Annotated in this window: 23 protein-coding genes; 20 read left to right on the top strand and 3 right to left on the bottom strand. The window is 42.9% G+C overall.

All coding sequences use genetic code 11. The annotated features are described in order from the left end of the window. Positions 1 to 33: 33 nt before the first annotated feature. A complete protein-coding gene (locus SNE26_RS17575) occupies positions 34 to 1392 on the top strand; it encodes a RagB/SusD family nutrient uptake outer membrane protein (RefSeq protein WP_321555224.1) in 1359 nt (452 codons plus the stop codon). Between the two features lie 49 nt (positions 1393 to 1441). Here SNE26_RS17575 and SNE26_RS17570 read toward each other — a convergent pair whose 3' ends face one another. Beyond that, positions 1442 to 1762: a hypothetical protein gene (locus SNE26_RS17570; protein ID WP_321555223.1), complete on the bottom strand. Its 321-nt coding sequence runs from the start codon at positions 1760 to 1762 to the stop codon at positions 1442 to 1444. A 402-nt stretch (positions 1763 to 2164) separates the two neighbouring features. Then, positions 2165 to 2731 carry a Crp/Fnr family transcriptional regulator gene (locus SNE26_RS17565; RefSeq protein ID WP_321555222.1) on the bottom strand — a complete coding sequence of 189 codons (567 nt, stop codon included), beginning with the start codon at positions 2729 to 2731 and terminating at the stop codon, positions 2165 to 2167. Between the two features lie 189 nt (positions 2732 to 2920). Here SNE26_RS17565 and SNE26_RS17560 point away from each other — a divergent pair, with 189 nt between their 5' ends. The 18 genes from SNE26_RS17560 to SNE26_RS17475 all read left to right on the top strand — a co-directional run bounded on the left by SNE26_RS17560 (position 2921) and on the right by SNE26_RS17475 (position 18910). Next, positions 2921 to 4189 carry an aminotransferase class I/II-fold pyridoxal phosphate-dependent enzyme gene (locus SNE26_RS17560; protein WP_321555221.1) on the top strand — a complete coding sequence of 423 codons (1269 nt, stop codon included), beginning with the start codon at positions 2921 to 2923 and terminating at the stop codon, positions 4187 to 4189. A gap of 41 nt (positions 4190 to 4230) precedes the next feature. Further along, a complete protein-coding gene (locus SNE26_RS17555) occupies positions 4231 to 4809 on the top strand; it encodes a GNAT family N-acetyltransferase (protein ID WP_321555220.1) in 579 nt (192 codons plus the stop codon). Positions 4810 to 4811: 2 nt separating this feature from the next. After that, on the top strand, positions 4812 to 5741 hold the full coding sequence (locus SNE26_RS17550; RefSeq protein ID WP_321555219.1) for a helix-turn-helix transcriptional regulator: 930 nt from the start codon (positions 4812 to 4814) through the stop codon (positions 5739 to 5741). Positions 5742 to 5959: 218 nt separating this feature from the next. Beyond that, positions 5960 to 6844, top strand: a complete 885-nt coding sequence (locus tag SNE26_RS17545; RefSeq protein WP_321555218.1) for an RteC domain-containing protein — start codon at positions 5960 to 5962, stop codon at positions 6842 to 6844. 111 nt (positions 6845 to 6955) lie between these two features. Beyond that, positions 6956 to 7540: a hypothetical protein gene (locus SNE26_RS17540; protein ID WP_321555217.1), complete on the top strand. Its 585-nt coding sequence runs from the start codon at positions 6956 to 6958 to the stop codon at positions 7538 to 7540. Positions 7541 to 7687: 147 nt separating this feature from the next. Continuing rightward, on the top strand, positions 7688 to 7981 hold the full coding sequence (locus SNE26_RS17535) for a DUF4134 domain-containing protein (RefSeq protein ID WP_321560040.1): 294 nt from the start codon (positions 7688 to 7690) through the stop codon (positions 7979 to 7981). Between the two features lie 11 nt (positions 7982 to 7992). After that, positions 7993 to 8316, top strand: coding sequence for a DUF4133 domain-containing protein (locus SNE26_RS17530; RefSeq protein ID WP_321555216.1), 324 nt, complete (start codon positions 7993 to 7995; stop codon positions 8314 to 8316). After that, complete coding sequence (locus SNE26_RS17525; protein WP_321555215.1) at positions 8313 to 10775, top strand: TraG family conjugative transposon ATPase; 2463 nt, start codon at positions 8313 to 8315, stop codon at positions 10773 to 10775. Before SNE26_RS17530 ends, SNE26_RS17525 begins: the two co-directional genes overlap by 4 nt. Before the next feature lie 8 nt (positions 10776 to 10783). Further along, positions 10784 to 11155 (top strand): hypothetical protein, encoded by a 372-nt coding sequence (locus tag SNE26_RS17520; RefSeq protein ID WP_321555214.1) that lies wholly within the window; start codon positions 10784 to 10786, stop codon positions 11153 to 11155. 86 nt (positions 11156 to 11241) lie between these two features. Beyond that, positions 11242 to 11922, top strand: a complete 681-nt coding sequence (locus SNE26_RS17515; protein WP_321555213.1) for a conjugal transfer protein TraI — start codon at positions 11242 to 11244, stop codon at positions 11920 to 11922. Continuing rightward, on the top strand, positions 11909 to 12574 hold the full coding sequence (locus SNE26_RS17510; RefSeq protein WP_321555212.1) for a hypothetical protein: 666 nt from the start codon (positions 11909 to 11911) through the stop codon (positions 12572 to 12574). The genes SNE26_RS17515 and SNE26_RS17510 overlap by 14 nt, the downstream gene beginning before the upstream one ends. Further along, the gene (locus SNE26_RS17505; RefSeq protein WP_321555211.1) at positions 12561 to 13196 is read left to right on the top strand and encodes a TerB family tellurite resistance protein; all 636 of its coding nucleotides are present in this window, start codon (positions 12561 to 12563) and stop codon (positions 13194 to 13196) included. The genes SNE26_RS17510 and SNE26_RS17505 overlap by 14 nt, the downstream gene beginning before the upstream one ends. Beyond that, positions 13193 to 14374, top strand: a complete 1182-nt coding sequence (gene traJ, locus SNE26_RS17500) for a conjugative transposon protein TraJ (RefSeq protein ID WP_373695581.1) — start codon at positions 13193 to 13195, stop codon at positions 14372 to 14374. The genes SNE26_RS17505 and traJ overlap by 4 nt, the downstream gene beginning before the upstream one ends. Next, positions 14375 to 14998, top strand: coding sequence for a conjugative transposon protein TraK (traK, locus tag SNE26_RS17495; RefSeq protein ID WP_321555210.1), 624 nt, complete (start codon positions 14375 to 14377; stop codon positions 14996 to 14998). A 241-nt stretch (positions 14999 to 15239) separates the two neighbouring features. Beyond that, positions 15240 to 16295 carry a hypothetical protein gene (locus SNE26_RS17490; RefSeq protein ID WP_321555209.1) on the top strand — a complete coding sequence of 352 codons (1056 nt, stop codon included), beginning with the start codon at positions 15240 to 15242 and terminating at the stop codon, positions 16293 to 16295. Positions 16296 to 16338: 43 nt separating this feature from the next. Continuing rightward, complete coding sequence (locus tag SNE26_RS17485) at positions 16339 to 17397, top strand: conjugative transposon protein TraM (protein WP_321555208.1); 1059 nt, start codon at positions 16339 to 16341, stop codon at positions 17395 to 17397. Between the two features lie 291 nt (positions 17398 to 17688). Next, positions 17689 to 18669 carry a hypothetical protein gene (locus SNE26_RS17480; RefSeq protein ID WP_321555207.1) on the top strand — a complete coding sequence of 327 codons (981 nt, stop codon included), beginning with the start codon at positions 17689 to 17691 and terminating at the stop codon, positions 18667 to 18669. Positions 18670 to 18733: 64 nt separating this feature from the next. Further along, positions 18734 to 18910, top strand: a complete 177-nt coding sequence (locus tag SNE26_RS17475; protein ID WP_321555206.1) for a histone H1 — start codon at positions 18734 to 18736, stop codon at positions 18908 to 18910. A gap of 245 nt (positions 18911 to 19155) precedes the next feature. Here the strand turns inward: SNE26_RS17475 and SNE26_RS17470 are convergent, their stop codons facing one another. Next, on the bottom strand, positions 19156 to 20289 hold the full coding sequence (locus tag SNE26_RS17470) for an alpha/beta hydrolase (RefSeq protein WP_321555205.1): 1134 nt from the start codon (positions 20287 to 20289) through the stop codon (positions 19156 to 19158). Positions 20290 to 20913: 624 nt separating this feature from the next. On the opposite strand from SNE26_RS17470, the gene SNE26_RS17465 reads away from it, so the two are divergent. Continuing rightward, the gene (locus SNE26_RS17465) at positions 20914 to 21564 is read left to right on the top strand and encodes a hypothetical protein (protein WP_321555204.1); all 651 of its coding nucleotides are present in this window, start codon (positions 20914 to 20916) and stop codon (positions 21562 to 21564) included. The last annotated feature ends 160 nt before the right edge of the window (positions 21565 to 21724 follow it).

Here is a 21724-nt window from a genome sequence, read left to right as displayed (position 1 = left end):
CTTCATCACCATTAAAAAACAAATTAAATACCGATGAAAAAATATATTTCCATTTTAACGATCATATATCTTGGTTTTGCAACTCCCGGATGCAAAAAATATCTGGACGAAAAACCAGACGTAAAACTGGCTGTACCCTCAACACTGGCAGATTTTCAAGCATTATTGGATAACTACCCAGTGATCAATAATGCCGACCCCGGTTCAGGAGAAATCTCTGCGGACAATTATTACCTGTTTGATGCAGATTACCAGGCCCTTTCAACTGATTATTTCAGAAATATGTACACCTGGCAAAAAAGCAATTTATTTATGCCGCAAAGCAATGACTGGTATTATTCCTACAGGCCGGTGTTTACCGCAAATACCATTTTAGAAGGTCTGTCCAAAATAGCACAGACAGGTAACAACCAAAATGATTATAATAATGTAAAGGGTGAAGCATTTTTTGTGAGAGGTAAAGCCTTTCTGCAAGTCGCGAGCTTATGGACATCAGCCTATGATCCCAATGCCGCGTCGGGTCAGCTTGGGATTCCAATACGGTTGAATTCTGATTTTAACCAGCAATCCGTCAGAAGTAATTTACAGGAAACGTATAACCAAGTCATTTCAGACCTCAGATCAGCAGCGGCTTTACTGCCTGTAACCCCATTACATGTAATGCGCTCCTCAAAACCGGCTGCTTTTGCATTGTTGGCTAGGACATACCTATATATGCAGCAATATGAAAAGGCAGGGCTGTATGCGGATTCATGCCTGCAATTAGCTCATACCTTGTTGGATTTCAATACGCTCAACGCAGGAGCAAATTATCCGGTAGCGCAATTCAATGCAGAAGTGATTCACGAAAACAAGATCCCGGTGCCAGCACCCTTAAGTAATACAAGGGCACGGATCGATACCATGCTGTATAATTCTTATGCTACCAATGATCTGCGGAAAACAATTTTCTTCAAGGCTGGCACCAACGGAACACACGTTTTTAAAGGGAGTTACGAGGGCGGCGGTAATTTATTTGGAGGAATAGCGACTGACGATGTTTATTTAATGAGAGCAGAATGTTTTGCAAGAGCCGGGAAAACCAATGAGGCGATGAGCGATTTGAACGTACTACTTATAAAGCGGTTCAAGTCCGGAACTTTTATACCTCTTATAGCTGCTAACTCCAATGATGCTTTGTTATTGATATTGACAGAAAGGCGAAAAGAGTTATTGATGCGGGGATTAAGGTGGATGGATTTAAAAAGGCTGAATAAAGCGGGGCAGAATATTACATTAACCCGAAACATTAATGGGCAGACTTATATTTTACAGCCCAATGGTCCGCGGTATGCATTACCCATCCCCGACGATATTATACAACTGACTGGGATGGAACAGAATCCAAGATAAAAGGAACGGCAGTGTTAACCCAACATTGCCGTTCCTTATTTCAGTTTGATTAATCCTTTGTAGAAATAGCCTGGTCACGTATCTGGGTATCAGTACGTGCATTTAACCAGGTTTGTAAATCACCTGATACACTTACCACACAAGGCAGGGCGGTTCCCTCACAATCAGGCCCCGATCCGCTCACAACGGAATAATTTGCGGCTGTTTTATCCTGTGCTAAAGTGGTACCGTTAAACTGGTATTGAACCGGTGGAAGAACTTTGATTTTTTTAGCCGGTGCTTTAAACGCGAATGCTACGCCTGCACCTAATAACATGACAAATAAGGCTACTATAGCCACATATTTATTTTTTAATGTGATTTTTTTCACAGGTTTGAACTTTTTATAATAGCAAAAAAGGGCTCCAAAAACTTTAATTTATAGAATGATATTGTGATTTGTCTTTTGGCAGACCTCGCCGGTAAATTTGCATTTCCTATGCAAGTTTTACTGTTACCCGAATAGCTATGTACAGCTATCCGGGCAACCCGGGAAAACGGCAAACTTTCGATTGCGTACAGTACGACTGATAATCTTCTTGCCCGCGTAAACACAAGTAAAGAGTGATTTTACTTTTTTCATGATGGTTAGATGTCGGGATAAAATTAGGGCATCTGGTTTGATGCTACCTGTGTCAGATGACAGAGTTTAGGCAGTCATTTCTAACTATTTTCCTGTTCAAATGGCTTGATTTGCTGTTCAAATGACCTGCTTAACTGGCGATCTGTGCAGTTAATGCCTGGCGATGAGCCTGTTTAAAGTTTCCCGGCTCATATGCAGGTAAGAGGCAATGATCCTGGATGGTGTTCTCTGAAAAAGCGCGTTATTGTTTTTGCGTAGTTGGAGGTATCGTTCTTCGTTTGGCAGGGCGATCAGGCTTTGCCTTTGATATTCTTCTTTCTGGAAACGGAGCAACAGGCTCTTGATCAGGACGGACACTTCAGTAAAGATGCTATCCAGTTCATGCAAATCATGATAGGTCAAACTAATCAATCTGGATTCTTCCATGATCTCAGTATAAAAATAAGATGGCACTTTGTAATAACCTTCATAAGAGAATAATATATCCCCTGGTTCACGAAATTTAACAGTATGTTCCTGGCCATCTTTATCATAAAAATAATTTCTGGCAAAGCCTGTTTCGATGAAGTAAAGTCGGTTTTCCATTTGACCGGCAGCATGTAGAATCTGATGGGGTTTGTACTGCTCCTGTTCAAGTCGATCCGATAAGGCCAGTTCAAATGCGGATGAAATAGTGGTAATACCGGTTAATAAGTTGATTAAAGGCCGTGTATTCATAAGTCAAAAGAATTAATTAATCCATGATAAAGCCTGCAAAATAAATTCACATTTATGCTTGAAAGCGTGAGTTGCTCATAAATATTTCTTTTGACTTCATGATTATTTAACTAAAATTTAACAACTCACACTTTCGCGTTTTTTTGTAGCTTATTTTTAATGCATTAATCACCTGTTACAGCTAAACATATGAATGCAATTGATTTTGAAAAGGCCAGTTTCCAGGATTTTGAGAATATGGAAGGCAGGGACATTTACGCAACGGCATCGGAATTTTTAAAATATCTTGACTTTTTGAAAGTAAGGGGCCATTTTAATTATCGGATTGAGTCGCTTTCCCATTGCGGGCCGGAAATGCATCTTGTTTTACCCGGAAATGATCAACCAACCTGGTCCGTTTGCCTGGTTTCCAATGATTATCTTGGATTTAGTCAACATCCGAAAGTTAAGCAAGCGGTGATAATGGGAACAGAGCTGTTTGGTACAGGGTCGGGCGCATCGCCTGCTATTGGTGGTCACTTTGTCTATCATCAGCAACTGGAAAACAAGATTGCGAAATTCTATATGAAAAAAGAGGCCATTTTATATACAACCGGTTATACTGCTAACAGTGCGACATTACAATGCCTTCTTCATAAACAGGATATAGCTATAGTAGACATGGCTGTTCATGCAAGTGTATACGAGGGCTGTTTAAATACTAACAGGAAGAAATTTTTGCATAATGACCTTAAGGCATTGGAGCAGATATTGCAAAACGCACAGCATAATTACCGTACTAAAATGGTAATCGTTGATGGGGTTTATAGTCAGGATGGTGATTTGGCGCCTTTGGATAAAATAGCGGAATTAACGCATCATTATGGAGGCTATTTAATGGTAGATGATGCGCATGGTATAGGCGTTGTCGGACAAACAGGTAGGGGGGGTATCGAAATGTACGATGCATTTGACAAGATTGATATCATTACCGGTACCTTCAGTAAGGCGCTTGGCAATATTGGAGGATATGTAATTGCCGATCCCGAAATTATTACTTATCTGAAATACCAATCTAAACAGCATTTGTTTTCTACGACTGCGACGCCTGCAATTATGGGCATTCTAAAGGCCATTGATCTTATTGACGAGGAACCTGAATGGCGGGCCAAACTTTGGAACAACATCAACTACCTTAAAAATGGGCTTAGGGATGCCGGGTTTGATGTCGGTGCGACTGCTTCAGCCGTTATCCCGGTTAAGGTGGGAGAAATTCCTAAAGCGCTTGAGGCGGGAAGGTTATTATTAGAATCAGGGATTTATACCAACCCAATCATGTACCCTGCCGTATCGAAAAAAGATGCAAGGATAAGAATGAATGTAATGGCCACACACACACGGGACCATTTGGATAAGGTATTGAATGCTTTTGAGGATATAGATAAGCGGCTTCACATTTCCAGCCGTCAGGTCAATTAGGATGCAAATATTTTTGTAAAATTAACAGTATCAAACAACCTATGAAAAAAGCCGCTGCCGCCGATAAGTCAATAGTACTGTATATCCTTTCCAGGGCCTTCTCAAAAAACCGGAGTGTCAATTACATTGTAAAGCAGGATAAGAATAGGTTACTGCGCATTGAAGCACTAATGGACTATTCCTATGAAGTGTGTTCACAATTTGGAGAGGTTTTGCTGTCTGATGACTCAAATGCATGCGTTTTGTTATTGTATCCGCAGTTCAAACGAACAACGTTAAAATCAATCTGGTTAGATATAAAACTTATTTTTCAGGCCATTGGCTTAAGTAACATCAACAAGACCATAAAGAGGGAAAATCAAATCAAAAAATTTCATCCCAAAATTGATATGATTTATTTGTGGTTTATTGGTGTTCAACCGGAACGTCAGAATTTGGGTACTGGTAGTACGCTGTTAACCGAAGTCTTAGCAGAAGCCGATTTGAAAGCGCTCCCTGTTTACCTTGAAACCTCAACCTTAATCAATATTCCCTGGTATGAACGTTTCGGGTTTAAAGTTTACAACCGGCTGGAATTAGACTACACTTTGTTTTTTCTGAAACGGGAACCGGACAAATAATTATGGCCATGCTTGTATTCGGTACTCAAATTCATATCGTCACTTTCATATTCATTTTACTGGAAATCTGTATGCTCATTTTCCAGCTCGCCTATTACTCATTTCGACCGCAGGATAAAAACAGAATAAGGTATCTGATCCTGCTATTTTTAATGCTTTTTTATAATATCACAGGCGGTCTTTTTCCCGATCCCGGAATCAATATTTCTATTCCCATACAAATAATGACCGCTTATGGAAGTGGGTTTTTGATGGCTTCCTACTTCCCTTTTTATTTTTATAAAGCATTTGATCTGAGCTCACTTCGCTGGCATGCGCTTTTCGGAGTTCCTTTATTTTTAATGCTACCCTATGCGGTTTTTTTCGTGATCGTTTACGCCATCAACGGTAATCTAAAAGCCGATATTAAGTTGGGAATGATAGTGCCTTTAATCTATGCCTTAGTGTTACTTTGGATAATGTTCAATTCTATCCGTGAAAAATATAAGAGGAACAGAAATAAAAATGAATATCTGGAAGAGCTAGCCATGTATAGTGCCATCACTCCCTGGGCATCATTGACTTTTTTTGGTTTGGTGGAAGAAAGTCAGCTTATAGAGGTATTATGTACCAATACGGGAATCATCGCGATTTCTATACTGTTTCTTGGAAAATCTATTAAGAGGGAGCGTGAAGAGTATGGGAAATTACAAGAATTAGGACGTATCGGATCTCAAAGGGAGGAATTTGAAGAACAGTGTAAATTTTACCGGCTAACTAACCGGGAAATTCAAATCGTATTGTTAGTTCGTGAGGGGTTGACCTATAAAGAAATATCAGAAAAACTATTTATTGCAGGAAAGACCGTAGATAACCATGTTCAGAATATTTATGAAAAGACAGAAGTCAACAATAAAGTTGCCCTTATTCAGAAATTACATATCTATCCTTAATTTTTTACTTGGAATCGAGTAGTACATTTTCCCTATATCAAAAAACAAGGTAATCTCCCTATTTACCGTATGCTATTGTTATGTCCACTTTTGTTCCATTATTATTTAAATGGTTTAACAAAGTATATACGCATGGATTAAAAATTACTTTTCTTCTGCTTTAGTGAAAAGTTGTTGCCAGTAAACAGGCACGGCAGAATTTATTTAACCTGTTTTTTATGTTACGAAAATTTAGTGATAAGCTATTAACGCAGCTTAGCGATGATATCTCGAAAATCATTGCAAATGAAACTGAGCCGTTTAAAATACTGTCGGCTGTTTTAGGGGCAGTTCGTTCCGCTTTGAAGAAATTGAAAGATTATATTGAAGAACATCCTTTTAAGGATAAGACCGAAGAAATTGAGTTTTTCAAATATATCAAGCCTGAATTTTATAGTCTCCGAATCTTCTACCTGGAAAAATACAACATAGATACCAGCCTCCCCTCAGGTGATACTGAAATACTCAAAAACTACTACCATGAGGAAATAAAAGCGGTAAACCGCTTTTTTAAGCAGATTTACTTCCATTACCAGTATTACCGCTTAAGGGCGACCGAACTGGATAACCTTTATTTTGTTAGGGGTGTTGACGTGCAAAGTGTACTGATCCCCGAAGTGCCGGAGCTTGATAGGGAGTTTGCAACCAGTTGCGATTATTTATTTTCCAAGATCAAAGCCTATGAACTGCTACAGGATTATTTACTGAAAATGTTAGGGAATTTAAATCCGACTGTAAGTCCGGTATTATTGAAAGAAAAAGAAACTGCTGAACTCAGGTGGACGGGGGATAAAGTCAACCTGGTTGAAGTCATCTATGGCTTTTATTTTACCGGGCAGCTCAATAACGGCAATGCGGATATCGCGGTAATTATCCGCTTTATGGAAAAACACTTACAAATTGATTTGTCCAGGGCTTACCGGGATTTTATCGATATCCGGAACCGTAAAGCAAGCAGTCCGACAAGATATATTGAACAGATGCGGGAGTCCATACATAAACGTGTAGATGACGATTTGGCTTTAAAGCCTGTACGCAAATATCGTTTTAAATCAATTACTTAAAATAAATCGTTCGCACCTACCGGATCGCTTGCGAGCCGAAATCTGATAGACTGACAACCTTTGCTTTTGTAATCCTGCCGCAATGGAGCGATAGGAAAAAGTAAAGAAATTATGTTACATCAATTCACCTGGCAACAGTTTTTAGTTGCCGCTGTAGTATTTAGTTGTATCTGGTATTTGGTCGTCGGGTTTAGTTACCGGAAACAGTTCGATGAATTTTTAAAACGCAGACGTAGGGATGGCAAACAGCCGGAGCCATTGCAACATGCCTGGAACGAAGATTACGAGGAATTTTCGGAAGACGAAGCAAGCGACCTGATGGGCAAAACGGTATTACCGAAGGGTGTAAGCCAATTGGGGATGAACATGTTCGGCTTTGCGCCAGACGTAAGCGAAAAGGATAAGGGACATAATTGGGATGAACAAGAGGATTTAAACAATGAAATAAAAGATGATGACCATCGGCAAGTTCAGCAAAGCCTGATACCCGATGTGATCGAGGAACTGAAAAGCATTTTTCATATCCTGGAAAAAGAACAGGGCAGCAAGCCGGACTTTATCTCCCTGTTTGGGCTGGTCAAGGCCAAGTACCCGGCTATTAAGGGAACCGCTAACCAGCAGGCACTGAACGACTATATCCGCGATAATGTGCTTTTTCCGATCTCGGACAAAGAACTGGACAGCCTCTGGGCCTGATCGGTGTAATCAATTTTTTCATTCATCTGTGTAACCCTAATTATCATGTTCAAATCAATCATATCCCATCTCAGGGACATCAAAGCTGTTTTTACAGAAAACCATATCCCTTATACCCCCAAACAACAGGCGCTTTTAAAGACCCTGATGTTCACCATTGCCATGCTCACCTGCAATGTGTTTTTTGACATAGCGGCTTACGGAGCGGACGGCAATGCCGGGATCAACGAGGCTACCACCCAGGTCAAAAGCTATTTTGATGCAGGCTGCAATTTAATGTATGCTATTGGTGCGGTCGTCGGCATTATAGGCGCAATTAAGGTTTTTAATAAGTGGAATGCGGGCGAACCGGATACCAATAAAGTGGCGGCAGCATGGTTCGGTTCCTGTGTGTTCTTAGTGGTTGTGGCAACCGTACTTAAATCATTCTTCGGATTGTAAAATCGAGAGTTATGAGTAGTGTATATCAGATCAATAAAGGGGTGTCAAAACCAATTGTTTTTAAGGGTCTAAAAGCGCAATATATCGCTTACCTGGCTGTCGGCTTAGTGGTTTTATTAATTGGGTTTGCAGTGCTATACATCATTGGCTTGACCCTTTGGGCGATCCTGCCGCTTATTATTGGTTTAGGTTCAGGTTTGTTTTTCGGCGTATCCAGGCTTAGTCACCGTTTCGGTGAGCATGGGCTATCCAAACACTTCGCCAAAAAACAGTTGCCTGAATATCTCAAATGTAATTCCAGGCAGGTACTTATTAATCTTAAAAGTAACTTATGAGTATTGACATCCATCAAATATTGCCGCTAACCAAAGTCGAGAACGGCGCGATCCTGTCGGCTCATGGTGATATCACCATAGGTTACTCGGTTACCTTACCGGAAATTTTCACGTTGGCCGACCGGGATTACGAAGCCTACCACCAGGCATGGGTGAAAGCGATCCGCCTGCTCTTACAGGGTTGTATCTTTCATAAGCAGGACTATTTTACTGAAAGTACCTATAAAGCCAATTTTGAAAAAGGCGGTAAAAGTTTCCTGTCACGCGCCAGTGAACAATTCTTTAATGAACGTGCGTTCCTGGAACATCGTTGCTATATTTTTCTGACTCAAAAACGCGTTGACAGGAAGTTAGGTTCATCCGCCTACAGCAATATCCTTCGTAAATCCATCGTACCGCAACAAACCGTCAACCCGGTCTTATATAAAGATTTTTTAGATAGTGCAGGCCAGTTTAAGCGGGTATTGATCGATAGCGGTTTTATTTCTTTAAGGCGCCTGAATGATGATGAATTGGCTGGAACCGCAGAACAAGCCGGGATCATCGAACAATACTTGTTTTTAAGAACCTCCGGACAGCAGCCACTTCTGCAGGATATTCATATCAAAGATGACATCAGGGTTGGTAAAAACCGTTGTGAATTGTATACGCTCGCAGATGTAGAGGATTTGCCGCCGCTTTGCGGTTCCAGGATCAATTATGACCGGTACTCGACCGACAGAACTAAGTTCAGCATCGGCTTTGCCAGCCCTTTAGGCAGTTTGCTGCCTTGCAACCACATCCTGAATCAATATATTTTTATTGAGGACGGGCAAAAAACTATCAAGCGGCTGGAAGCTAAAAAGCTTCGCCTGCAATCCTTATCCGGTTATTCCCGTGAAAACGCGATCAGCCGGGATGCCGTCAATGATTTTTTGAACGAGGCGATTGCTGAGCAACGGCTACCCATCAAAGCGCATTTCAATGTACTGGCCTGGTCGGACGATGAACATAAAGCCAAAGACCTAAAGAACCTGGTGGGTTCGGCCATGGCGCAAATGGATGCAACCGCCAAGCGGGAAACGGACGGGGCAGCGCAGGTCTGGTTTGCGGGAATGCCCGGTAATGAAGGCGATTTTCCGATGAATGATACGTTTGATACGTTCGTGGAACAGGCGGCGTGCTTCTTTAACCTGGAAACCGGTTATCAGGATAGCGTCAGTCCCTTCGGGATACGTTTGGGCGACCGTTTAACGGGCAAACCGGTTCATGTGGATATTTCGGACGAGCCCATGCGATTAGGCTGGATCACCAATCGCTCTAAATTTACAATCGGCCCGAGCGGTTCCGGCAAAAGTTTCTGGACAAACCACCTGCTGCGCTCTTATTATGAACAAGGGGCTCATGTTGTGATCGTGGATATCGGGCACAGTTATCAAGGGCTTTGTGAACTGGCAGGTGGTTATTATTTTACCTATTCTGAAAATGCCCCGATCAAGTTCAATCCCTTTTATCTCACCAATGGTGATGTGTTAGATACAGAGAAAAAGGAAAGCATTAAAACTTTATTATTAGCGCTTTGGAAAAAGGATGATGAACCTTACCGCAGGTCTGAGTATGTGGCGATCTCCAATGCCCTGACTGGCTATTACCAGCACCTGGCTCAATACCCGGATGTATTTCCATGCTTTAATACTTTCTATGACTACCTGATGGAACATTACCTGCAGGTTTTGGAAAATGGCAAGGTCAAAGAGCGGGATTTCGATGTAGCGAATTTCCTTTATGTGCTGAACCCGTATTACCGGGGCGGCGAATTTGATTACCTGTTAAACGCTACGGAAAACCTTGACTTATTGCACGAACGCTTTATTGTATTTGAGATAGATGCGGTAAAGGACCATGCACTTTTTCCGGTAGTTACGCTCATTATCATGGAAATGATCACCTCCAAAATGCGCAAGCTGCCTGGCATCCGAAAAGTAGTGCTGATAGAAGAATGCTGGAAGGCCATCGCCAAAGAAGGCATGGCTGAATATATCCGGTATTTATTTAAGACCATGCGTAAGTTCTACGGTGAACCGATCGTGGTAACCCAGGAAGTCGAGGATATCATCAGCAGTCCCATCGTCAAACAGGCGATCATTAATAACAGTGATTGTAAGATCCTTTTAGATCAAAGTAAATATCAAAACAAGTTTGACGCGATACAGGAATTGCTGGGCCTCACGGATAAAGAAAAAGCACAGGTACTTTCTATGAACCGGGCAAATGATCCCAAACGCAAATACAAAGAGGTATTTATCTCCCTGGGCCAGCATTCCAAAGTTTACCGGGTCGAAGTCAGTCCGGCGGAATATTACGCGTACACCACCGAAGAAAGCGAAAAAGTCAAAGTACAGCAATACGCAAAAAAATATGGTAGCATACAAAAAGGGATCGCTATGCTGGTAGCAGATCTACAAACCAAAAACAAATAAGTAAGCATATGAAAACAGCAGTAACTATGATGATCGGCATGTTATGCATAGCAGCCTGTCAAAGTAAGTCAAGTAAAAACCAAGTTTTTATTGACGGTATTTATGTGAACCATACCAAAGGTGAATATGCGGTAGCGGATGATACCCTGATATTCACCCATACCGATGTGAACCATTATAGTATTACCCGGAATACCGGCTACCAGGCTATCCGTGATGGCCGGCTTTTGCCTAAGAAGCATCAAGTTGAAAAACTGGAGGGCAACTACGATGAAAAAAGCGGGGTGCTCAATGAAACGACGACAGGCCGGGTGTTTCGTTTTGACCCTGACGAACACGTTTTATTGCTGAAACAGGCGGTTTACCGCAAGCTGAATTAATTAACAGAACTATTCATCACATAACGATTGATATACTGCATCCGGCAGTGTAAAAGGAGGCTATTGTGTCAAAAATTTTAAATATCATGAAAAAGTATATGGTCATTTTGCCTTTATCAGCAGTCACCGTATTTGTATCTCTGCCCGAGGGCGCGGATGCACAGATTGTGGTCAGCCAGGTATTGCAGGAAACGGTTGGCCGGGTGATCCGGGCCATCGACCTGGAAGTGCAGCGATTGCAGAACAAAACAATCTGGTTGCAAAACGCCCAGAAGGCACTGGAAAATCAACTGTCCAAACTCAAACTTACAGAGATATCGGACTGGTCAGAGAAACAGAAAAATCTGTATGATAACTACTACAATGAACTTTGGCAGGTCAAATCAGTGATCGCCTATTACGAGCACATCAAAGATATGACCGGAAAGCAGGCGACTTTGGTCGGTCAGTACAATCACGCCTGGGGCCTGCTCCAATCGGATAAGCATTTCTCTGCTGATGAATTGAAATATATGCAATCTGTTTATTCGGGTATCTTACAGGAAAGCGTCAAAAACCTTGATGAAATTTTAGTGGTCATCAATTCTTTTAAAACGCAAATGAGCGATGCCAAACGACTGGAACTGGTTAATAAAGCAGCAGACCGGGTAGATACCAACTGTAGCGACCTGAAGCAATTCAATAACCAGAATTATATGCTGAGTATCCAACGGGCAAAGGACGAAAACGAAGTACTCACTTTAAAAAAGTATTATGGAATTGATTAGGAGGTTAGCTAAGCCCTCCCTACTGGGGAGGGTTTGGGTGGGGCTGCTTTTTGCTTTCAGCTTTCAGCCTGTTCAGGCACAGACGTTCGCCGAATGGTTCAACCAAAAGAAAACGCTGATCAAATATTTAACACAACAGATCATCGCGTTGGAGCAATATGGCAGCTATGTCAAACAGGGGTACCAAATTTCGCAGCATGGATTAGGCAATATCGGCGGATGGGTCAAAGGTGAATACGGCCTGCACTCTTCTTATTACAATTCGCTGAAGACCATAAACCCAGAGATCAGGAATAAACCCAAAGCGGATAGCATTGCCAATTATGCTTTACAGATTTCGCCGCAATATGATCGTTTGAACGGCCTGAACGGTTTGGATCAGAGCACCCTGCAATACATCGGCGAAGTGAGGGATAAGGTGATCAGCGAGTGTAATAAAGACCTGGCCGAACTGGAACTGGTGATGACCGGCGACAAGGCGCAAATGACCGATGACGAGCGCTTAACCAGGCTTGACAATATTTATAGCCGGATGAAAGATAAATATGCGTTTACCCAATCCTTTTGCAATCAGGTCAGGGTATTGCTGGCGCAGCACAATAATGAACTGAATCAAATGAACAGTTTAAAACAAGTTTATGGGATCAATTAAAATTTGGTTGAGGTGTATCTGCGTTTTGCTTTGCACACTCAGCTTTCAACGCTCAAAAGCCCAGGATCAGGACATTCAGCAATTGATACTGGATATTGAAAAATTGACGCAATTCAAGGCCATTCTTTCGGATATGCAGCAAGGGTATTCCATCCTTACACAGGGCTACGGTCAGGTAAAAGATCTGGCGCAGGGCAATTTCAACCTGCATTCGGTTTTCCTGAATGGCTTGATGCAGGTTAATCCCGAAGTAGCTAAATATGCAAGAGTGGCTGATATTATCGCTGATGAGATCAGTATCCTTTCGGAATATAGGAAAGCTTACAGGCAATTTCAAAACAGCGGGAGTTTCAACGCTGATGAACTCGATTACCTCGCCAGAGTTTACGGGCAATTAACGAGCGCCGCTTTAAACGATGTCAATGACCTGGCCAACATCATTACCGCTTCAAAATTACGAATGTCAGATGACGAGCGCCTGTCGGCCATTGATCGCATATATGCTTCCAGCAACGACAAACTGTCCTTTCTACGAGACTTTAACCGACGTACTAATATCCTGTTGGTTCAACGCCAGCAGGAGCAGAACGAGGTCAATAACTTAAAAACACTGTATCCATGAAAAATAAAATATTAACCACCGGTACAGTTATGCTACTGCTTACCGCCACCGTTATGCAAGTCAATGCCCAGGACATTACTTCGAGTTTGAAAGGGATGCAACCGGTATTGGATAATGTGTATAACCAAATGATACCGATGTGTAGCAACCTGATCGGTGCCGCGCGGGGCATAGCAGGGTTTGCAGCCTTATGGTACATCGCGTCACGAGTATGGGGGCAGATCGCACGGGCAGAGCCGCTCGACTTTTATCCGCTGTTGCGTCCTTTCGCATTGGGGATATGCATTATGCTCTTCCCGGCGGTCATTGCACTGATGAATGGTGTGATGCAGCCGGTTGTGTCGGCTACCGGGGCGATGGTCAGTAATTCGGATAATTCGATAGCCTTACTGCTCAAACAAAAAGAGGACGCGATAAAGCATAGCAGCACCTATCAAATGTATGTAGGTGACGACGGTAACGGTGACCGGGCACAATGGTACAAATACACCCATCCGGATGACCCGAACGATCAGAATGAGGGCACCTTTTCCGGTTTGGGCAATGATGTGAAATTCTGGATGGACAAGATGCAGTACAATTTCAAGAACAATATCAAGCAGTGGATGTCGGAGATATTGCAAGTATTGTATGCAGCAGCTATCCTTTGTATCAATACTTTACGCACTTTCTACCTGGTCGTATTAGCCATCTTAGGGCCATTGGTATTCGGGTTTGCAGTTTTCGATGGCATGCACCATTCTTTGCAGCAATGGATCGCCCGTTACATCAATATCTTTTTATGGCTGCCTATCGCTAACATCTTTGGTAGTATCATCGGCCAGGTGCAGCAGCAAATGATTAAACTGGACATATCACAGATACAAAGTTCGGGCGATACGTTTTTTAGTCCCACCGATACCTGCTATCTCATATTTCTCTGCATCGGCATAGTTGGCTACTTCTCGGTGCCAAGCGTCGCCAACTATGTCATACACGCGCATGGTGGTAACGGATTATTAAGCCGTGTAACCAGTCTTACGGCTACCACGGTAAGCAACGTACCATCTGCCGCGGCGGCTATAGGTGATCGCGGCGAACAGGCACGAAGCAACATTCTGAATGCCCCATCAGATTTTATGGAGGGCTATCGTGGAACAGGCAATAATCATCAAAAAAACAAATTGGAGGGCAAGTAAATGTTTCAGCAATTCAAAAATATAGACAGTGCTTTTAAACATATCAAGCTGTTCAGCTACCTGCTGATTGCTGCTTGCGTGGGGATCAGTTGCTTCGCGATCTATAAAAGCTACCAGAGTTCGGACAATTTTAAAAACCACATTTATGTATTGGCTAATGGCAAGGCCCTGGAAGCTATCGCCGCTGACCGGAAAGACAATATACCGGTAGAGTTGCGCGATCATATCAAAGTTTTTCATACAGACTTTTTTAGTCTTGACCCGGATGACAAACAGATACAGGCGACTATCACCAAAGCATTATACCTGGCCGACGGTAGCGCGAAAACAGCTTACGATAACCTAAAGGAAGCAGGTTATTATAACAATATCGTCAGCGGCAATATCAGCCAGCAGATCGCGGTAGACAGCATCAAACTGGATATTAACCAATATCCATACGCTTTTACCTGCTATGCGAGCGAGAAACTGGTACGCAGTACCTCAACAACCACCCGAAGTTTAATTACGCAAGGATATGTTCGTAATGTGAGCCGGAGCGATAATAACCCGCATGGTTTTTTAATCGAACGATGGGAAACGGTAGAAAACAAGGACGAACAAACTAAAAACACGCAGCCATGAGGTTATTTAAAAAACATAGGGCAAGTGGCTTTACCGAAAATGCTTTTGCTGTCAGGGTTAGCCAATTTTTTGAATCCAGACAGCAAAGGGTTGCCGGTTATCTGTTTCGCAAGACACAGCACTGGAACCGGAGTTCCAGGATCATTGCTTTAGCGCTGTTTTGCTTGTTATTCGGCGGATACTGCTTGTGGCTGATCCTTAACGCGATGCTATAAAAATTAGAATCAAAAACCATCAGATCATGAACAGTCACAGGAACCGGGCAGAAGAGTTATGGCATAATTGGGCAACAAAAGAAAAGCAATTGCAGGAGCTTCCCGGATTAGGAGGTGAAGGTGCTTTGGTAATTAAACAGCAGAAATACGATTTCTTACGGCATGGCCTATACCGCTTATCGGTTAATCCGTCCGAGAAAGAGGTTTTGTTTGCCCACGTGATCCGGTCCGTAACAGACAAACTCCGGAAACAATTATATCCAAATCCGGTCATGCGCCTGTTACATCGCCTGAAGGAAGCGGTTTACGACAAGCCCCTGCACTTGCGCCGGTTTCAGCAGCAACGGGCTGAAAACCTGGATCAGCTTAAAGGGCAATTGAAAACTGCAGGCTTTGCCTCGATTGACGGTAAACTCGAAAAACACCTGGATTATGAAACAAGCAAGGTTGATATCCACCTGACACGCCAGTTGAATAGTCAAAACAGGCTGGATGTTACGCTGCTTATGGAGCGTGATCGGGTCGGACGTTATCAGTTCAGTAAATATGAGGCAAGCCTGTCTAAGAAAGGCGAAGACGCCCGTTCTTACGTATTCCGGGCTGATAGCAGGATTACCGCGATGGAAGCGGCCAACCTGTTAGATGGCAGGGCTGTCAAAAAAAGCTTTGAAACGGCAGATGGTACCTCGAACAAGGCATGGATACAGTTTGACTTTGCAAACAGGAATACTGAGGGCAGTCCTAAACTAAGGGAGTTTCACCAGGACTACGGATACGATCCCCAAAAAGAGCTGCTTAAATTAAGTATGGAAACAGGCGTCGCCGGTTTAGCAGAGGATAAAATCATTCAAAACCTCGAAGGCGGGAACATCCTCACTTTTCATATACGGGACAAAGGCCCTTATTATTTGTCCGCCAATCCGATGGAAAAGAACCTGCATCTGTATGACAAGAATAAAAGACCGCTTGAAATGACTGAGTTGCTCCAGGAACTCAGACAGCCGAATGTCGCACAAGTGAAAACGATCAGCCTGGTCAAAAACCAGGAAAGAGAACAAAATCAGTCGCTTGGGCTTGGCTGAAGCCATTCATTAGCAAATAATTATAAACGAAAAACAAAAAGATATGACGACACCAGAAAAAAGAAGACTCATCATGTTGCTGGTATTGCCGGTGTTTATCGTGCTATTCTCCGCTTTGGCATTTTATGCTTTCGTTGGCGGCAGAGGCGATACAGATAGGCAGACAGCACTTACCGGCAAAGGCATCAATACCCAATTGCCAGGCGCGCAACTAAAAAAAGACAAAGGCGGCGATAAAATGGCTGTCTACGACCAGGCGCAGCGGGATTCCGCCTCTGCCAAATCTAAATCGGCGGCGGGCGCATTCGCCGCTTTGGGTTGGGACACTACGAAGTTCAGCCACAAACCGTTGAACAACGCCGAAACCAACGAGGTGCAGATCAAAGAGCGCTTAACACAGATCAACCGGCAAATCAACCAACCGGTACCCATCAGTAAACAGCCACCGGATGGTTACCAGGCAACGCCGCAATCTGCCGAATTGGAGCATTTGGAAAAGCTATTACAGCAAAAGCAGGAAAGCCGGGCGCCTGATCCGCAAATGGAACAGTTAAGCGGCATGTTGGACAAGATCATGCAAATTCAAAATCCCTCATTGACCAAAGCACAGCCCAATGCAGTTAAACCGGTGGTAAAAGATAGTGCATTTAAAGCGATACCCGCTCTTATTGACGGTAACCAAAAAGTAAAGCCGGGCGGTGTGGTCAAATTGCGTTTGCTGGACTCTATTGTAATTAACGGCATCATCTATCCCAAAGGTCAGTCTTTGTCCGGTTTATGCGCGGTAACTAATCAAAGGCTGTTACTGGACATTAAGAATATCCGTATGGGCACAGCTATTATCCCCGTCAATCTAACCGTGTTTTCGATGGATGGCATGGCGGGCATCGCGGCGCCGGAAGCCGAATTGGGTGAGGCAGCCGGGGATGGCGCGAACGGGGCGTTCGAAAATATGCAGTTCCTGTCGGCGGATTACGGCATCGGCACACAGGCGGCGACAGCGGGCATCTCGGCGGCGAAAAGCCTGTTGGGTAAAAAAGTGCGAAAGATACGGGTCAGGTTAAAGGGGGGCGAAACGGTGCTGTTGCGTATTAATCGTTGACCCCATGTACCTGGAGACGAAACATGCGCAGGCGATAGTAAATATGCTGGAAGACGCACAGGATGTAGGTATGTCATATGTGGTGTTTGAACAGCGGCCATCGGAAAGATTCTTACATCCGGGCGACCTGAATTTTACGATACGCTCGGTGCCGCACTGGACCGCTGGGAACATCTGGCCGATCAGCGTTACCTACCGGGAGACGGCGATTACCTGGTGTATTACGTGCCTGTGGAGCAGTTGCTTGAAGAAATAAAACAACAGAATTCGTTAAACATAAATGAACTGGATATGAACAGAAACAATTTAGAAAATTTGCGTGATGAATTAAAGAAATTCGGCTTTAAAGATAAGATCGCAGCCGAGATGGAAAAACAAATGGAAAAGGGCGTGGCTGATTTTACGCTGCATGACCGGGTGCCGGGCAGCCGTGGACAGGTGGACTTCACGCTGCAATTCCGTCAGTCCAGCCAATCCGAGAATTATTATTTCAATAAGTTCGAGGTGGCTTTAAACACTGGTAAGCCATTGGAAGAAGGACAGAAATATATGGTTATTTCACCTAACCCCAACGAGCCGGGTAAGAACCTGGTCAAGTCGTTTGAAAATGTAAGTAACGCCATTTCTTTTTTTAAGGAACAGAAAGGCGATAGCGAACTGGCTGCCGGTAAAGATGCGGCACACAAGACCGAACTGGCTAAAATGGAAAACGGGAAGATCAACTACGTGGAAAAAGAGTTTCAGCGTACATTCCGTACACCGGCTCAAACGCAAACATTCTTTGTAGAGCGCAGCAAAGGGTTTACCGCTGAACAGGCCGCAAACCTGATACAAGGCCGGGCAGTTTTTCGTGATGATCTTTTGAATTTAGGTGGGCAGCCGTATGCAGCCTGGATTAAACTGGATATGGATAGCCCGAAAGATCGTTACCAAAACTATCAAACCAACCAGTACCACGTTCCTACTTATGGCTTCGACCTGGAAAAAGTATTGGATAAATTTCAGGTGAAGGAATTGGACGACCCGAAGAAACGCGAAGCTCTAATTCAATCCCTGGAAAATGGGAATCGTCCGCTCGTTACAACCATGAAGGAAGGACAGGACATTAAACTGTTTATGGAGGCTGCGCCGCGTTATAGCCAATTGAATTTCTTCCGCGAGGACGGGAAGCCTGAAAAGCGGGAGCAGTTCCTGAAAGAGCCGACCTTAGACCAAAACTTAAAGCTAAACAAAGGCAAGGAAAAAGAGCAGGAACAGGGAATGTCCGTATAAACCAATAAATCAGATTTTCAATAACAGATAACCCATTAAATCAATCATCATCAAAATTATTAACATGGAAAAGTTTGAAAAAGTAAAGGCATTAATAGAATCGGCGGGCGCCGATGCTGAAAAGTTTTATAACAAGGGTAATGCTGCGGCTGGAACAAGGCTTCGCAAGGCCATGCAAGATTTAAAAGTTGCTGCGCAGGATATTCGGGCAGAAGTGACTGAAAGAAAAAACAATATTTAAGTTTTCGTACGAATAGAAGAGAGAAGGGTATCTGCAAATACAGATATCCTTCTATTTCAACAAATCAACCATGAACGGAATATTACAATTCTATGTTTTTCCTAAATCTTATCGTATATCACATTTGCCTTTGAACCTTATCCGCGGGAACTTTTCATACGAATCGGAGTGATAAAATTGCAAAAACAGGATGCTTCCGGATCTTAAATTCATTCCTCTTAATAATTTTTAATCCAGTAAAAAAATTAAGGAAAGCTATAATAGTGGTAATTCCCGATCATTTCCATATGGATATTACGTTGCTGAGCATTCATTCGATATTTAAAAATGTTATCCATATCCTCAATGATAACCGGTGATCTGGCAAATCGATCATGCCCCAAAAAATCCAATTTCTGATTGACCGCATCGATGATGTCGATGTTTCTAAATTCCAACATCGGAGGTGGCTTTCCGATTTCGCCTAATCTCAGATCATTATGAAAACTCTTGGATAGCATCAATGCGAGATCATTTTTAGCGGTATAAATTGTAACATGACTTGCCTTTTTAGTTAATGCCTGAGCAAGGTTCAACTGAAAGAGACTTGCATATATATCTGGTGCCGCCATGATGACCTGATCGATTTTTAAATCTGTTTTATCGTTTTCTATTTGAAGCATAGCCAAGCTGATCAAACGATTCCCCATGCTGTGAGCAATCAAATGAAGCCTATTAAAATGTCCATTCTTGGCAACTCGCTTTAAAAAATCAATAAAAGCCGGAACCGCCAGTTGAACCCGATCCTCATCGTTTGCATATGCGGCAGGTTTAGCATTGGATGACCAACTGAACATAATCGGCGTGATAGGAAGGTGAATATCGAATGCTAATTGTGCTGTTCTTAAAGCTGCGTCTTTAAAGCTATTATTATAACCATGGACAAAGATAAAGGCGTCTTCTCCACTCTTGGAATTTCCAAGCATGCGATTAAAATCTTGGTCAGTAAGCAAGGTTATTTTTCGCTGAACGACATGTTTCAGTGTATCTTCTCTAAATTGAAGTTTCCATATACTTTTCGTTTCTATCTTACCAGCTTCATGATTCGGTGGAATTGATACAACGGTATATCCTACGTCATATCTAACAAGACCAGGTGCAGCCGGGATATTATCATATTCCTGGATGTTACCATTATTATCCAAGATCCGTCTCCGGTCGGTACCGTATAAGATAGTTATATTGGTGACTTTTTTTCGCCGATCTAACGTGTCTTTGGCGTTCTTGGATATTTCCGCGTCTGGCCTTGGGTTAATCGCTTGCGTTTCACGCATTGATTTACAAGAGCAAATAAATATTACTGTTACCAAAACGGGGAACAGGCAATAGATTTTTTTCATGTCATTGATGGGTTTGAGGTTACGTTAAATGTAGTGAATTATTCTGTTTTACAACAACTTACAATATGACAATAATTCTATGATGTATTTATCTTTTATAAATATTCGATACTGGATGTCATGAATCTAAAAGCTTTCGATATTGACGATAAAGGAACTAAATGGCTTCTGGGCATGACACATTTAAGTTACTTTCGGTTATGGAATTAGCCCAATATCGTAGTTCTTGATCGATGTAGGAAAGCATACTTTAAGTCGTTTAAGCCAGCAGCTCCAGCAGCTTCGTTTGCACTCAGCCGCTTCACTGCATTTTAAAATACCGGGTGTTTTGTGCTTCGCTGGCGCATCGCCCAAACCGCCCGGACTTTTTACGGCTTTTTAATACCTCTCTTTAACTCCTTCCATTTTCTCCACTGGCTTTTTCGCAAGCAAATTTCTGAACGACGGTCTGCATGCCAAGACCGGAGCCCTTCGGGTTTGCTGAAAAAAAATCTCCACCCTCGCTGCGCTCGGGTCGTATTTTTTTTCGCAAAGTCTTGTCCTTCAGTCCGCCGTGTTCAGGTGAGGGTGCTTACAAAAAGCCACCGGAGGCGTATGCCGACGGGGCTGATTAAAAACAGCACCATGAGAACAGCAGACAGCAGAGCCCCACCACTAAGCGGACAGTACAGCAACCGCAGACGAAGTAAAGAAATTGTAAATAATCAAAATTTAGAAACCATGAAAACTACAGAAGTAAAGGAAATAGCAAAAAACAATACAGCTATCGGCAATTCAGGCAACGAGCAAAAAGTAAATAATCTACCCATCAGCACTGCCTTTAATGATAAAAAGGATGAGGGTAAAGAGGGTGTGAAAAAGGATGAGCAAAAGCCCGAAACCGCTACAGCAGCGCCACAGGCTGAACATGCAAAAGCAGAGGAAATCAAACCACAGGCCGAGCCGAGCAAAAAAGAACTGAAAGAACAGCAGGCGCGCAAGTTGGAAGATACCGTAAAGATGGTGGAGGCATTGGGTAAAAAGATCGCCCAAAAGAACAAGCTGCAAACTACCATTGGCAACCTCGACAGCTTCACCGTTGCACAAAACGATGATAAGGACGATATGGCAAGTGATAGCCGTTTTGCCCGTTGCGAACTAGTGATTTCCGATGATGACGGCAACGAGTTTGTGACCAAAAACCCTTTTATTATCGCCTATGTCGCTCACGAAGTTAAAGAGCTATGTATTGAGAAATTGAAAGAGGTGGAAACCAGTATCGTAATTTCTTTTTAAAGATCATTAATGGAAACGCCCTATGTACTCCAAATACATAGGGCGTATTTCTAAGACTTCAAAATCTTAATAACTAATACAATGATAGAGATTTTTTTAGAACTGACCGACCAGATTTATTGGCCGGGTTATGCAAAGGAACTGGCAAAGTCCAACCCTG

The organism is Mucilaginibacter sp. cycad4 (assembly GCF_034263275.1).
GTDB lineage: Bacteria > Bacteroidota > Bacteroidia > Sphingobacteriales > Sphingobacteriaceae > Mucilaginibacter.
The sequence above is the reverse complement of the archived record's forward strand: the minus strand, read 5'-3'. Positions and strand labels throughout refer to the sequence as shown.

Coding starts and splice junctions, on each gene's coding strand:
- SNE26_RS17470 (WP_321555205.1), bottom strand. CDS start 20,289: ATGAAAAAAATCTATTGCCTGTTCCCCGTTTTGGTAACAGTAATATTT.
- SNE26_RS17490 (WP_321555209.1), top strand. CDS start 15,240: ATGAACAGTCACAGGAACCGGGCAGAAGAGTTATGGCATAATTGGGCA.
- SNE26_RS17515 (WP_321555213.1), top strand. CDS start 11,242: ATGAAAAAGTATATGGTCATTTTGCCTTTATCAGCAGTCACCGTATTT.
- SNE26_RS17520 (WP_321555214.1), top strand. CDS start 10,784: ATGAAAACAGCAGTAACTATGATGATCGGCATGTTATGCATAGCAGCC.
- SNE26_RS17485 (WP_321555208.1), top strand. CDS start 16,339: ATGACGACACCAGAAAAAAGAAGACTCATCATGTTGCTGGTATTGCCG.
- SNE26_RS17540 (WP_321555217.1), top strand. CDS start 6,956: ATGTTACATCAATTCACCTGGCAACAGTTTTTAGTTGCCGCTGTAGTA.
- SNE26_RS17560 (WP_321555221.1), top strand. CDS start 2,921: ATGAATGCAATTGATTTTGAAAAGGCCAGTTTCCAGGATTTTGAGAAT.
- SNE26_RS17530 (WP_321555216.1), top strand. CDS start 7,993: ATGAGTAGTGTATATCAGATCAATAAAGGGGTGTCAAAACCAATTGTT.
- SNE26_RS17465 (WP_321555204.1), top strand. CDS start 20,914: ATGAGAACAGCAGACAGCAGAGCCCCACCACTAAGCGGACAGTACAGC.
- SNE26_RS17480 (WP_321555207.1), top strand. CDS start 17,689: ATGAACAGAAACAATTTAGAAAATTTGCGTGATGAATTAAAGAAATTC.
- SNE26_RS17525 (WP_321555215.1), top strand. CDS start 8,313: ATGAGTATTGACATCCATCAAATATTGCCGCTAACCAAAGTCGAGAAC.
- SNE26_RS17550 (WP_321555219.1), top strand. CDS start 4,812: ATGGCCATGCTTGTATTCGGTACTCAAATTCATATCGTCACTTTCATA.
- SNE26_RS17555 (WP_321555220.1), top strand. CDS start 4,231: ATGAAAAAAGCCGCTGCCGCCGATAAGTCAATAGTACTGTATATCCTT.
- SNE26_RS17475 (WP_321555206.1), top strand. CDS start 18,734: ATGGAAAAGTTTGAAAAAGTAAAGGCATTAATAGAATCGGCGGGCGCC.
- SNE26_RS17545 (WP_321555218.1), top strand. CDS start 5,960: ATGTTACGAAAATTTAGTGATAAGCTATTAACGCAGCTTAGCGATGAT.
- SNE26_RS17575 (WP_321555224.1), top strand. CDS start 34: ATGAAAAAATATATTTCCATTTTAACGATCATATATCTTGGTTTTGCA.
- traK (WP_321555210.1), top strand. CDS start 14,375: ATGTTTCAGCAATTCAAAAATATAGACAGTGCTTTTAAACATATCAAG.
- SNE26_RS17505 (WP_321555211.1), top strand. CDS start 12,561: ATGGGATCAATTAAAATTTGGTTGAGGTGTATCTGCGTTTTGCTTTGC.
- SNE26_RS17565 (WP_321555222.1), bottom strand. CDS start 2,731: ATGAATACACGGCCTTTAATCAACTTATTAACCGGTATTACCACTATT.
- traJ (WP_373695581.1), top strand. CDS start 13,193: ATGAAAAATAAAATATTAACCACCGGTACAGTTATGCTACTGCTTACC.
- SNE26_RS17510 (WP_321555212.1), top strand. CDS start 11,909: ATGGAATTGATTAGGAGGTTAGCTAAGCCCTCCCTACTGGGGAGGGTT.
- SNE26_RS17535 (WP_321560040.1), top strand. CDS start 7,688: ATGTTCACCATTGCCATGCTCACCTGCAATGTGTTTTTTGACATAGCG.